This window comes from Deltaproteobacteria bacterium, assembly GCA_012522415.1.
Taxonomy (GTDB): domain Bacteria; phylum Desulfobacterota; class Syntrophia; order Syntrophales; family JAAYKM01; genus JAAYKM01.
Window position 1 is genome coordinate 1 of record JAAYKM010000079.1, and the last position, 13,119, is coordinate 13,119.

Genomic DNA, 13,119 nt, shown 5'->3' on the forward strand with positions numbered 1-13,119 from the left:
GTGTAGCGCTTCGTAACATCCGGCATCAAATCCGGATCGTTCACCAAACCCGTAATGTAAGAGAAAACGCCGTTCATGATGTCCAGCTTCCCGATCCGCTCCGCAAGCTCGGCCATGATGTCAAAACCGTCTCGGCAGGAACCCGGAGACTTCACAACGGGCTGACGGCAGTTCAAACCCTCCGTGATCGGGGGCTCGCACATCAGCAAAGCCCAGGACTCAAGGTAGGTGCTGTCGGGAAGAATGATGTCCGCGAAGGTACTCGTCTCGTTGTGGAACAGCTCAACAGCAAAAATAAACTCCATGCTACGCAATACGTCACGCCACCGATCGACGTTGCCGGGCATAGACCAGATCGTGTTGGAATGGTACAAACATAAAACCTTGGGCTTGAACTCAAGACCCCACTTGGGACCGTCCAGAACCGTATGAAAAGCAAACTGACCCGCGTCAACGCCGATGGGCATCAACTCGCATAACTGAGTCGTGTTGGGAGGCCAACTGAAGGGAACCTCAGGGTGAAGCTGGTGAGGTTTCGGATCCAAAAGACCGTCCAAACCAGGCTCCTCAGTCCAGGACATGTGAGGTGAACCCAAAACAACCCCCAGCATGCCGCCCGGAACGTTGTACGCCCCGACAAGCATGTTAAGCAAAATAAACGCCTGGTTGTCCATGCAACCACCCTTGTGACCCTGGGCGCCGCGGTACCAGTTCGCAGAAACGGGACGGAACGGGTAAACCTCCCCGTCAATCGTAATGGTCGAACCAATCTGGGCCGCCTCACCGAACTCCTTCGCGATCCGGCGAATCGTCGCTGCGGGAACGGCCGTGATCTTCTCTGCCCATTCGGGCGTGTATTCCTTATACCGGTCCTTCGTAAACTGAATAGCCGGGCGGACCCGCTCACCCTCAACCTCGTAATTGCCGAAAAGGGCGATGTCCTTGATCGTCGGATCGTCGAAAACCTTGGCCTTGTTGTCGACAGGATCCCAAATCATGGGCTTGTGCTTCTCAAGGTTCCGCTGGGCAAACCAACGCATGGAACCAATAGGACGGCCGGGAGGAGGCGTATGGGTCTCCGTCGCCGAACGCTTGAAAAAACCGTCGTCACGAATCAGATAACCGCCGTTCGCGTACCACTTCAGATACTCCGCATCGTAGATCTCGTGATCGTAAAGAAGCGAGTGAATCATACCCAAAACAAACTGGCGGTCAGAGGCAGGACGAATCGGAACCCACTCCTCCGCTTTCGCCGCTGAGGTAGACAAACGGGGTTCAACGCAAACAACGCGCATACCTCGCTCACGAGCATCTGCCATGTGACCCTGGGCGGCACCAACGTGCAAATGAGATGAAAAACCGTCGCCGCCGCCAATCTGCAACCAGTAGTTACAGTACTTGTAATCGCCCACACCGGCAAATGCGGAATTGTAAATACCGGCAGTAATGTGGTAGGCGCCGCCGCAATAAGTGCCGACAACGTGAAACTGGTTCGCACTGCCCACGCAGGCAGACCAGGCCCACAGATATATCTTCTGGAAATCCGTGATCGAAGCGACGAACTCCCGGGGGTCCTTGTCGACACAGGCCTTGACCTTCTCGGCAACCGTGCTCATCGCCTCCTCCCAGGAAATCTCCACCCAGCCGGGATCCTCGTTCGGACCCTTCCTCGGATTGGTGCGCTTCACGGGATGCGTCAAACGATAGGGATCATACGTACGCAAAATGCCCGTCACACCCTTCGTACAGAGCTTGCCGCGGTTGGACGGGGAAGTGGGATCCCCCTCGATCTTGTTGATAACCCCCTCAGGAGTCACGTGACAATCAATCGCGCAAGTATGAAGACACATCTTGCACGTGCTCTTGATCCACTTCCCAGGCTTCATGGAATTGGCCCGAGCCTGGGTCTCCACCCTCAGTTTCTCTCTCAATGTCATACCCTCCTTTTCAACAACATTGGTTCATTACCCCCACGGGCATCCAAATGCATGCCCACATAAACGCAGTGAAGAAAAAGAAAAACCCCACTCACATCGCCAAACATGAGTGGGGCTGAATCATCGGTCCTTTTGCAGCAGTCCTGTAAATTGTATGTGTAACGCTCTTCCCGGTCTCGTCCGGTTTGATCGTTCCGATCCTGACGAAAAATCCGTTCTCCACACCTTCCATGGCCCCGTCCCCGTTGATTACCTTCTCCAGAAAAGGATTCTGATTCTATCTACGGCAATCCCCCGCGAGCTTCCCGGATCCCCCAAAGACACTGACAACCACCCTTTCTAAGGTGGCCTAAAAAAGACCCACTTTTGACTATCAATTTTATTTCACCCTGTCAACACAATTTTGGCGCCCACTTTAAATTAATTATTTTTGTCCCCGCCCTACCGACCAGAACTCCGCATCGGGCCCCGCGTCCCCGGACGGGTTATCGCACAAAATCGAACGCATCGGGTATATGCGTAATTTTTTCTTCACCCGATGTCGTGACAATGGACACGACATCGAACCGGGCCCGGCGACCGTGAAGCGTCTTCTCCGTCAGATAATGAAGGGCCACCGTCGATATTTTCCTCTGTTTCGCCCGCCCAACCGATTCTTCCGGCATTCCGAAAATATCGCTCTTCCGGCTTTTCACCTCCACAAACACAAGGGTATCCCCATCCCGGGCGATCAGATCGATCTCTCCGTAACGGCAACGATAATCGCGTTCCAGAATCTGATAACCCTTTCTTGCAAGATATCTCAGGGCTATCTCCTCGCCGCGACGACCGAGATCCCGGGTCGATGAATCAATCATGACTGATGAAATCAAATTCTTCGTTCAAGGACGCCTTGCCCGATTCAGCGCAATGAAAGGAGAGGCGATGAATTTTACAGGGACCATGTTGACGGAGGGCCGACCGGTGTTGGGCGGTGCCATACCCCTTGTTCTTGCTGAAGTGGTAACATGGAAACTGGCGATGGTACATTTCCATAATCCGGTCCCGGGATACCTTTGCAATGATGGAGGCAGCGGCGATGGAAATGCTCAGACGGTCACCCTTGACAAGGCTCTCCTGAGATACGGCAATGGGGATGCGCTGGTTCCCATCGACAAGGACAAAGTCGGGCGGGATCGATAATGCCGCCAAGGCGTCTCCCATGGCCATCCAAGTCGCCCTGAGTATGTTGACCCGATCGATGACGGCCGCCTCGACCACTCCGACACCAACGGACAGCGCATGCTCCCGGATCAGGTCATGGACGGCATCCCTTTGGCGGGCCGTCATCTGTTTGGAATCCTTTATATCAGAATTTTTGTATCCCTGAGGCAAAATGACAGCCGCCGCAACGACCGGCCCGGCCAACGGACCCCTGCCCGCCTCATCAACACCCGCGACCACCTTGGCGCCGCGTTTGTAAGCCAGCAACTCAAATTGATCCATAACAGCAAAAACGGTATGTGATTCAGGATACCCTAAAAAACCAGAGCGGGTTAATACCCGCTCTCCAGATCCAACTCATCTGACGAACTGAAAAAACATCGGGAAAGGCGACCATCCGGTTACTCAGGACTTTCTCAGCTCCTCGATTCTGGCTTTCTTACCCCGCAATTTGCGCAGGTAATATAGGCGGGAACGCCTCACGCGTCCGCGCGTCACCAGTTCAATGCGTTCGATCGTCGGAGAGTGCAACGGAAAAGTCTTCTCCACGCCAACCCCGTAGGAAACCTTGCGGACCGTAAAGGTCGCCCGGCTGGTTCCCTGACGCCTGCGGATAACGACCCCCTCATAGGTCTGAATCCGTTGCTTCTGCCCTTCAATGATGCGCAGATAAACCTTGACCGTATCCCCTGCCCGAAACCGGGGAATATCTTGCCGCATCTGTTCCTTCTCCAGATACTCCACGACATCCATGAGAGAAATTCCTCCTCTGTATTGATCAATATCTTAAAATCCTTCGGATGATCGTTCTTCCCATCATCCCCGTGAATAATTTTCCGTGTCTTTATACGTTTTAATCCGGATTTTCAACCCTTTATTACACGTATTACACGTGAATTACATAAAAAATCATCTGCCCCACAGGCGGTCCAGAAAAATCGCTACCGCCGCACGAACGGGCAGATGGTTGTACGTCCCGTGACCCCGTATCGGCTCCAGCTGGAAGTCCGCCCTCTCCAATACTTCCCGGGCAAGCCCCCATCCGGTACCGAAAAGGAACAGAAAAGGCCCCTTTTCCAACCGCACCATTCCGCGCAGGGTTGCGACAGAAATACACGGACCGGTCAAATGCGCACCGGTGACAATGATCCTGGCATGGCGTCCCGTTCGACAATGGATATCATTCAGAACCCCGTCCAGGGATTCTTGCAACTCCACCAGAGAAAAAGCCTCTTTCCGGGAGGGGTTATGCACACTGCCAAATCCGGACTGCCAGTGGCGAAGAATCGCGTCCGCCAGTTTCCTCTGTCCCTCAATGGGTGTAGCAATGTAGAACCTTGCCACTCCAAACGTTCTGGCACACCGGGCAATATCATGAATGTCCGTATTGACAATGGATGTCACGGACACCCGACCTTTTTTATCGTAAACAGGTCCGTGTAAAAGCGCGATGTAAACCTTGCCCGCTTTCACTCGGGGTCCGTCTCAGTACTCATGGGTCAGCGATCTCAGAATTTCCTTTTCCTCTTCGGACAGACCGGCATTCCGGAGCAAATCCGGTCGGCGGATCAGGGTCCTGCGCAGAGATTCCTTCTTTCTCCACAAATCGATTTCCCGGTGGTTCCCGGAAAGAAGAACATCGGGGACCTTCCAGCCCTTGTATTCGGCGGGTCTCGTGTATTGCGGATACTCAAGCAAACCCGCGGCGAAGGACTCGGATACCACGGATTCGCTGTTGCCCAAAACACCTGGAACCAAACGACTCACCGCATCGACGATCACCATCGCCGAGAGTTCGCCCCCCGTCATGATGTAATCGCCAATCGATATCTCCCGATCCGTGAGATACTGACGTACCCGCTCGTCAACGCCTTCATAACGACCGCAAATCAGGACAATCCTGGAAAAGGAGGCGAGTTCCGAGGCAATCGTCTGGTTGAAACACTCCCCCTGCGGCGTCAGCAGGACAACCAGGGCATCTTCCCTTTTAACCGCATGCAAGGCACTCGCAATGGGGTCAACCTTCATGACCATACCGCACCCCCCCCCATAGGGCACGTCATCGGTCATACGATGCTTGTCGGAAGCATAGTCCCGAATGTTGTGCAGGGCTATTTCAATCAGCCCTCTTTCCTGAGCCCTTTTCAGAAGGCTCACATGAAAGGGCGACTCGAACATTTCCGGAAAAACGGAAAGGATGTCGAAACGGATCATGACCCGGCCTATAGACCCGCCAGGAGGCGGACCACCATGCGTTTTTCAGGGAGATCGATTTGAAGCACAACATCCGCGATGGCGGGTAAAAGAATCTCTCTCGCTTTGCCCCGGCAAACATAAACATCATGACTCCCCGTCGAAAAAATCTCTTTCACCTCCCCCAGCGACTCTCCCGCCTCCGTCACCACCTCCATGCCGATCACATCCCGCCAGTAGTACTCCCCTTCTTCCAGCGGAACCAAGGCATCCACCGTAACCAGGACCCCATTCCCGGCTAATGGACGGACAGACTCGGGGCTATCAATCCCCTCAAGGGAAAGAAAAAAAAACTTCCCTGCAAAGGTGATTTCCCGGAGCCGATAGGAATCATCCTTTCCTCCGGGGGTTCTGATGCAGATTTTTTCCGGGATTTTTCCCAGACTGTTTGATTCAAGATGAGAGATACAACGCATCTGCCCCTTCAGACCACGGGGCTTCAGGACCGTACCGATTTCAAACCAATCCATTTCTATTCTATGATCTCTAAAACGGTCCTTTTGTGAAGCTTGGTCGACGCGGCGCTCATGATGGTTCGCATGGCCTTTGCCGTTCTCCCCTGTTTGCCGATTACCTTTCCCAGATCCTCTTTCGCAACCCGCAGTTCGATAACGGAAGTCTGTTCGCCAACCACTTCGGAAACTTCGACTTTATCAGGATCGTCCACCAAAGATTGAGCCATGTATTTGATCAAGTCCTTCATTTCCACAACCTCCACGCATCTCTCACAGATTCAACATCCCTGGATAATTGACATCACCGACACAGCCATGGCTTTCTTTTCACTAACCGGATCCCTCAGAATAATCTTCTACGTGACGTTCGGGACCGCTTTTTTGATGAGTTGTGACACCGTGAGGGTCGGTTTCGCCCCCTTGGAGATCCAAGCGGAAATACGATCTCCTTTCAGGGAAATCTCCGCCGGTTCTGTTCTGGGGTTATAATGCCCGACGATCTCCAAAAACTCCCCATCCCGCGGAGACTCGGAATCCGCAACGACCACTCTGTAGAAAGGTTTCCCTTTCCTGCCCATACGGGCCAATCTGATTTTAACTGCCATGCCTCTCCCTACATACCTCCTGAAAATATAATATAATAACGCTTTGCATTCTTATCATGAAACGCCAATGATTAAAAGGGGAAAAGCCCTCTTTTCATCATTTTCAGTCCGTCTTTGCCCGACATTCGTTTCATCAGCTTTTTGATATCCGCGTAATTTTTCAATAGACGGTTCACATCCTGAACCGTGGTTCCGCTGCCCCGGGCAATTCTTTTTCTTCTCTGACCGCTGATAATCAGATGGTTCGAACGCTCCCCGAGAGTCATGGAGTCAATGATTGCGATGATTTTGATAATTTCCTTTTCGTCAGGTTGCATATTCCTGAGGTTTTTGATTTTTTTCATGCCGGGAATCATACCGAGAATATCGCTCAAGGAACCTATCTTGGAAATCTGCTTCAATTGATCACGGAAGTCTTCCAGGGTAAATTCATTTTTCCGGATCTTTCTTTCCAGATCCTTGGCATAGCGTTCATCGACCGCCGTCTGGGCCTTTTCCACCAGGGTCAGGATATCCCCCATCCCCAAGATACGTGAAGCCATCCGATCCGGATAGAATACCTCCAGGGCATCGACCTTCTCCCCCATACCCACAAACTTGATGGGTTTGCCCATCACGGCTTTCAGTGAAAGAGCCGCTCCGCCTCGGGCATCACCGTCCATCTTGGTCATGATGACCCCATCGATGCCCAGTATTTCGTTGAACTTCCCGGCAACATTCACCGCGTCCTGACCGGTCATGGCATCGGCAACGAAAAGGATTTCCGAAGGCTGAATCATTCCTTTTATTTTTTTCAGTTCATCCATCATTTCCGCGTCGATGTGCAAGCGTCCCGCCGTATCGACAATGACGACTTCGAATCCGTCCCGCCTGGCCGTTTCCACCGCCTGAACGCTGATATCGACGGGATCGCGCAAGTCCTCTGTATCGAAAACACCGATGGCGTTTTTTTCTGCAAGCAGTTTCAACTGCTCCGCCGCAGCCGGCCGGTAAACGTCGGCGGAAACAAGATACACCCGCTTCCCCTGATTTTTCAGGTACCGGGCCAGCTTCACCGCCGTCGTGGTTTTTCCGCACCCCTGAAGGCCGACCAGCATAACCGACGCGGGGAAACGATTTCCGAAACGGATTTGACTGCTTCCACCGCCCATCAGTTCCACAAGGCGCTCGTGGACGATCTTGACGATCTGCTGACCAGGGGTGATGCTGTCGATGACTTCCTGGCCGACAGCCCGAACCCGCACATCCTCGATGAAGCTTTTCACCACTTTAAAGTTGACATCCGCTTCCAGGAGAGCCATGCGGATTTCCTTCAAGGACTCTCTTATATTTTCCTCGTCCAGGCGCCCCTTGCTTTTGAGCTTCTTGAAAACGGACTCCAGCTTTTCCGTCAGATTTTCGAACATACCTTTTTACCTCTGGATTCGGACAACCGACTTGTTTCCCCTGAGTGCCCGATCAACTTTATCGGCTATGACCTGTGCCTCGCCTCTGTCGTCGAAATCCGGCAACAGAACACGATACCAGGTTCCCTTATCGGGAATCTCCACGGCGACGATCCTGGCCTGAAAACCGATTCCCCCCAGCTCCTTAACCACGTCTTCCGCAATCCCCCTGTTCCGGCAGGATGTAACCTGAACCACATATTTATCTTTCTCGCCGCCGGCCGCTTTCCTCCTATCGACCGGTTCTTCCCTCTTCGCCGAAACCGCTTTCCCCATCGCCCCGTCCTCCCCCTTTCCCGCCAGCGTAACCGGGGGTAACGCCTTCTGCTTGGGCTGCTCCCGGTCACGCAACACATCCTTCACTGTATGGACAGATGCCGAATCGCCGGGGAGGACAGGCGCCGGAGCCGCATGACGAGGGATCGTCCCCGAGTCTTTCGCAATCCCCTTTGCGGGTTGCTTCTCCGTTTTTATCACCACGGCCGGCGGTATTTTTTCAACGTCATCAAATCCCAGCCGTTGCATAAATTTCACCGGCAACCGCCGCGATATCATCTCCGGATATGTTTCCAGATCGTTCCCGACAACAACACCGAACAGGAATGCGGCAAATAAAAGAGCGGACATGCAAAAAATCAGCGTGAACAGTCCAAGTTTCCGTAATTTCAGTTCAAAATGACGTGTGTTGTCGGAAGCCATGGAGCCTTTTCCTCCGCAATCTCATGCATGTGAAACAACGGCAGACACACTGGATTTTCGACGGAAGGACTTTACATTCTTTCAGGAGCCGAAACCCCCAGTACACCCAGTGCGTTGGCGAATATGGTCCGGATCGATTTCACGAGAAACAACCTTGCCGTGCTTTGGGAACGATCCTCCGTCAAGACCTTGTTTTTGTTGTAATAGCTGTGGAACTGCCCGGCCAGGTCATTCAAATAGAAAGTCAACCGATGGGGTTCCAGAGTCGATGCCGCGCTTTCCACCACCTCGGGGAAAGTCAACAGGGTCTTCACCAGAGCAATCTCTTCGGGTATCCCGATAGCGGACAGGTCCACATCCTGATAAGAGGGAATGGCGTAACCCCGCTCTTCCGCAAGGCGCAGGATACTGCAAATCCTTGCGTGGGCATACTGTACATAATAAACCGGGTTTTCATTGGACTGCTGCTTGGCAATTTCAAGATCGAAATCCAGATGGCTGTCGGAACGTCTCATCAAGAAATTGTAACGGGCGGCATCCTTGCCGACTTCGTCGATCACCTCGCGCAGGGTATCGAACTGACCGGACCGGGTCGACATCGCCACTGGCTTGCCTTCCCGCAACAGGTTTACAAGCTGCACCAAAACGACCCGCAGAGCTTCCCTGGGGTAGCCCAGCGCTTGAACGCAGGCCTGCATGCGTGGAATGTAGCCATGATGATCGGCGCCCCAGATATCGATCAACGTATCAAACCCCCTTTCAAACTTATTCTTGTGGTAGGCGATATCAGCGGCGAAATAAGTCGGCTCCCCGTTTTGGCGGATCACAACACGGTCCTTTTCATCGCCGAATCGCGTTGTCCTGAACCAAGAGGTGTCGTCATCCCGATAGATAAAATCCTCTGCCTCCAGTTCTCGGAGCAGTGTCATGACACCATCATCCCTATAGAGTTCCCGTTCGCTGAAATATCGGTCGAACGACACACCGAAAACACGTAAATCCTCCCGGATCCCCTCCAGAATCGCCTGGGCGGCGAAATCCGTGAGCGTCCCAATCAACTCTTCTTCCGGCTTGTCGAGTATCGACCTGCCCTCTCTTTTCAGGATCTCGCCGGCCAATTCTTTTATATAATCGCCCTTATAACAAGTTTCCGGGAAATCCACGACCTCGCCCAACAATTCCCTCACGCGAAGATAGACGGATTTTCCCAAATTGTTCATCTGATTCCCCGCATCGTTGATGTAATATTCACGCGATACGAAATAACCACAGGCCTCCAGCAGCCTCGCCAGCACATCCCCCACGACAGCCCCACGGGCGTGCCCGATGTGAAGGGGGCCCGTCGGGTTGGCGCTCACAAATTCAATCTGAACCTTCTTTCCACGGCCCAGATCGGTTTGACCGTAATCGCCCCCTTTTCGATCAATGGCCTCAAGCAGGCTCGGCCAGACCGACTCCCGGACGAAGAAATTGATGAATCCAGGACCCGCAATTTCAATCCTTTCGATGACCCCTTCCGTGTCGAAATGATTCTTGATGTGCTCCGCGATCCTACGGGGATTTTCCTTTGTCATGGACGCAAGCACCATCGCCACATTGGTCGCGAAATCTCCATGTTTTTTGTCTTTTGTCGCCTCCACCTCGATGAAAGGCACCTCAACACCGGGGAATCCTTGTCCTGCACATTTCTTCAATGCCCTGTCAATCGATTGGGCAATTGTTTTTCGTAATGAAACGACCACTTCGCAGACCTCTGATAAAAAAAGTGACAAGTAACATCCTGGCATTACTTGTCACGGTATTGACTTCAGTTCACATACCCGAAAGGCTTCACTAAACCTGAATCAGGCCGTCTCGGCACATCCAGGAGACGCTACCCCTTTTCCCTGTATTTACGTTCAGCCTCATCGACATCCTTATCCTTGATGGACAAATCCCTTGTATAATCAGGGCAATGTACACGCCCCATCGCATCGGTCGAAACACTGTATTTTTTCTGGCAGTTTTCCCTCCACGCGCAAATGGAGCAATACCGCCTCTCCGTTCCCATGACCCACCTCGTGAAAATTGATATGAACAGACTGTTGCGTTTGTACAACCAGAGGTGCTGAAAAGTCAAGGTCTTTCCTCCCATTCTCCTTCCTGAAACCGGCAATCATTTCAGGGTGAAGAGGAAGGGGCGCCTTGTATAAGGAAGTTCCTATTTTACCCTGCTTTATCAGGACGTCAAAAAAAGGTACTGAAGAAACAGGTCCCCGAAGAAAAAATACGACACCGCCCCAATGGCGAGAAAAGGGCCGAAAGGAACCGCATATTTCATACCCTGCCCCCGGAGAAGCATTATGGCAATGCCCGCAACGGCCCCCGTTAATGAACTGCAAAGAACAATGAAAAAAAGGGCCTTCCACCCGAAAAAAGCGCCCATCATGGCCAGAAGCTTGATATCGCCGCCGCCCATCCCCTCGCGCTTTGTCAGCCATTCATACCCAACGGCGATTATGTAAAGGAGCCCGCCACCGACCAGAATGCCGAGAAGGGATTCAAGAAAGGGGATACCCATCACGAAAACCGCCGCCAGAAAGCAAAGCGGAATCCCCGGGAGGCTGATCACATCCGGAATGATCTGATAATCGATATCGATAAACGTGATCACGACCAGGGAGGCCGTAAAGAGAAAGGCGCAGGCCCCCTGCAGGGAAAATCCGTATTTCCAGTAAAGCAGCATGGCCAGTGCCGACGTCAGTGCCTCAACCAGGGGATAACGGGGGGAAATGGGCACGCCACAGTCCCGGCAACGCCCCCGCAGCATCAGCCAGCTGATAATGGGCACATTGTCAAAGAAACGAATCGGGCGTGAGCAAGCCGGGCAGTGAGATGGGGGAAAAATGACGGATTCTTCCCGGGGGATACGCCAGATGCAGACGTTCAAAAAACTGCCGATGATCGTCCCGATCACACCAACAATCGCCGCCCCAATGATATTCATGATCGACCATCCCTTTCGAAAGGAAATCGTCCTGGGACACAAAAAGCCCGATAATGCAAATCAGAATATGGTTGAAAAGCGTGCAACCATCCGGCCTTATCGCCAAACAATTAATCGGGGCAGGCGGTTTCTCCCAAGAGAAAACCCTCCCGGCCTTTCAGTCACAAAGGCGGTAATAGGTTCCCTCAGCACAGGCCTTGCAGAGAATCCGGTCGTCTCGGTATGCTTCCCGCATATCCTGAACATATTCACCGCACTGATCACACTGAACCCGTCGGAGCGGCCTGCCCGGCATGTCTTCGGGAGAAATGTCAACCTGAACCGGCATCACGTCAAAAAGCTGCGCCGGGGGCATGGCCATGTAGGTCTGAATCTGCGCTTCATAGCGATCATCGATATCGGGGAATAATTCCTTCGCCTTTTCCCGTGTGTCCTCACGGGCAACAATCCGGACCGCCGTTCCCGAATCAATATTGATAAAAGTGGCCGCCATTTTTCCGTAATCGCAAAATTTCATCGTCCGGTGCCCCAGGCTGCACCCGCTGACGGACTGGATGGCGTCGGTGGCGCAACGGTCCATTTCGACATAAACGATCAGGTTCCTGGTACGGCCTTCTTTCTGAAAACCCACGCCGACCATCTCCATGCCGAGCATGGCCATTTTAACGCCCAGAACCTGACCCGGACAAAGGTGCCCATGTATTTTAATGGATCTTTCCAGCAGTTCATGAAAATTCATTGTCATCATCCTTCGTGCAAACCGCGTACACGCGTCATTACAGGGAACCGGCCATGGCTTCCATATACCGTATATACTGGGTCTAATCGACTGGGGAAACCTTTCGTTATTTTGAGTACCCGTCCCCCCTGTCCAGACGTTGCGCTTCTAACATCGAACCGGCGTATCGTCAAGACGGTTTTCCGAATTTATTTGATCCCTTTTCTTCCTGTTTGTGCTATAAGCCACCTGAAATTTCTCGGACGGAAGGCTGAGCTTCCAAGGTATAAATCCAGCGCAATTTTTGAAACCCCTCCATGAGGACTACCGTTCCGGCATGTCACAGCCCTTCGGAGTATCGTTTCCGTCCGGATATTATCACTGAATGGCATCAAGGGGTGAGAAAAGGACAAGTACGACTCATGACAGACGATCAACAATACCCGCTGACCTCCCTGAAGGAAGGAGAGGAAGGAATCATTCAATTCATTTCCGGTGGAGGATCCCTTCTGAGCAGGCTGGCCGGCATGGGCATTGCCACGGCGATTCGCATCAAGGTACTGAGGAACAGCTCGAATTTATTCGTTGTGCAGGTGGCTGAGACCAGACTCGCATTGGGCAGAGGCGAGGCTTCCAAAATAATTGTCAGGAAAATTGGAGCCCTTCCATCGACAGGGTCTCACAGCAAACAGAAAGAAGAAAATGTTCTTCTCTTCGCCCTTGCCGGTCAGCCAAATGTCGGCAAATCAACGGTATTCAACATCCTGACGGGACTTTCACAGCATGTAGGAAACTGGCCTGGCAAAACGGTGGAAAAA

The 13,119-nt window shown here is 52.6% G+C and carries 14 protein-coding genes and 1 pseudogene; 1 reads left to right on the forward strand and 14 read right to left on the reverse strand.

Translation table 11 applies throughout. The features are described 5' to 3' along the window. The 14 genes from GX147_06925 to GX147_06990 all read right to left on the reverse strand — a co-directional run. Positions 1-1,931: molybdopterin-dependent oxidoreductase (locus GX147_06925; protein NLN60425.1), on the reverse strand; the 1,931-nt coding region annotated here is incomplete at its 3' end. Positions 1,932-2,422: 491 nt separating this feature from the next. Continuing rightward, the gene (locus GX147_06930) at positions 2,423-2,794 is read right to left on the reverse strand and encodes a YraN family protein (GenBank protein NLN60426.1); all 372 of its coding nucleotides are present in this window, start codon (positions 2,792-2,794) and stop codon (positions 2,423-2,425) included. Then, positions 2,787-3,422 carry a ribonuclease HII gene (locus GX147_06935; protein ID NLN60427.1) on the reverse strand — a complete coding sequence of 212 codons (636 nt, stop codon included), beginning with the start codon at positions 3,420-3,422 and terminating at the stop codon, positions 2,787-2,789. The genes GX147_06930 and GX147_06935 overlap by 8 nt, the downstream gene beginning before the upstream one ends. A 123-nt stretch (positions 3,423-3,545) precedes the next feature. Then, positions 3,546-3,893 carry a 50S ribosomal protein L19 gene (rplS, locus tag GX147_06940; protein NLN60428.1) on the reverse strand — a complete coding sequence of 116 codons (348 nt, stop codon included), beginning with the start codon at positions 3,891-3,893 and terminating at the stop codon, positions 3,546-3,548. Positions 3,894-4,049: 156 nt separating this feature from the next. Beyond that, positions 4,050-4,613 carry an RNA methyltransferase gene (locus GX147_06945; protein NLN60429.1) on the reverse strand — a complete coding sequence of 188 codons (564 nt, stop codon included), beginning with the start codon at positions 4,611-4,613 and terminating at the stop codon, positions 4,050-4,052. Between the two features lie 12 nt (positions 4,614-4,625). Beyond that, positions 4,626-5,354: a tRNA (guanosine(37)-N1)-methyltransferase TrmD gene (gene trmD, locus GX147_06950; GenBank protein NLN60430.1), complete on the reverse strand. Its 729-nt coding sequence runs from the start codon at positions 5,352-5,354 to the stop codon at positions 4,626-4,628. Positions 5,355-5,362: 8 nt separating this feature from the next. Next, positions 5,363-5,863, reverse strand: a complete 501-nt coding sequence (rimM, locus tag GX147_06955) for a 16S rRNA processing protein RimM (GenBank protein ID NLN60431.1) — start codon at positions 5,861-5,863, stop codon at positions 5,363-5,365. Between the two features lie 2 nt (positions 5,864-5,865). After that, positions 5,866-6,096: a KH domain-containing protein gene (locus GX147_06960; GenBank protein ID NLN60432.1), complete on the reverse strand. Its 231-nt coding sequence runs from the start codon at positions 6,094-6,096 to the stop codon at positions 5,866-5,868. Between the two features lie 108 nt (positions 6,097-6,204). Next, positions 6,205-6,453 (reverse strand): 30S ribosomal protein S16, encoded by a 249-nt coding sequence (gene rpsP, locus GX147_06965; GenBank protein ID NLN60433.1) that lies wholly within the window; start codon positions 6,451-6,453, stop codon positions 6,205-6,207. A 71-nt stretch (positions 6,454-6,524) separates the two neighbouring features. Further along, positions 6,525-7,859: a signal recognition particle protein gene (gene ffh / locus GX147_06970; protein NLN60434.1), complete on the reverse strand. Its 1,335-nt coding sequence runs from the start codon at positions 7,857-7,859 to the stop codon at positions 6,525-6,527. A gap of 6 nt (positions 7,860-7,865) precedes the next feature. Then, on the reverse strand, positions 7,866-8,597 hold the full coding sequence (locus GX147_06975; protein NLN60435.1) for a hypothetical protein: 732 nt from the start codon (positions 8,595-8,597) through the stop codon (positions 7,866-7,868). A gap of 71 nt (positions 8,598-8,668) precedes the next feature. Continuing rightward, entirely contained in the window at positions 8,669-10,384 is a 1,716-nt protein-coding gene (locus GX147_06980) for an arginine--tRNA ligase (protein NLN60436.1), read from the reverse strand. 431 nt (positions 10,385-10,815) lie between these two features. After that, a complete protein-coding gene (locus GX147_06985) occupies positions 10,816-11,583 on the reverse strand; it encodes a prepilin peptidase (protein NLN60437.1) in 768 nt (255 codons plus the stop codon). Positions 11,584-11,740: 157 nt separating this feature from the next. Further along, positions 11,741-12,328: a formylmethanofuran dehydrogenase gene (locus tag GX147_06990; GenBank protein NLN60438.1), complete on the reverse strand. Its 588-nt coding sequence runs from the start codon at positions 12,326-12,328 to the stop codon at positions 11,741-11,743. A gap of 395 nt (positions 12,329-12,723) precedes the next feature. Here GX147_06990 and GX147_06995 point away from each other — a divergent pair. Beyond that, positions 12,724-12,957, forward strand: a pseudogene (locus tag GX147_06995) (ferrous iron transport protein A). Positions 12,958-13,119 lie beyond the last annotated feature (162 nt).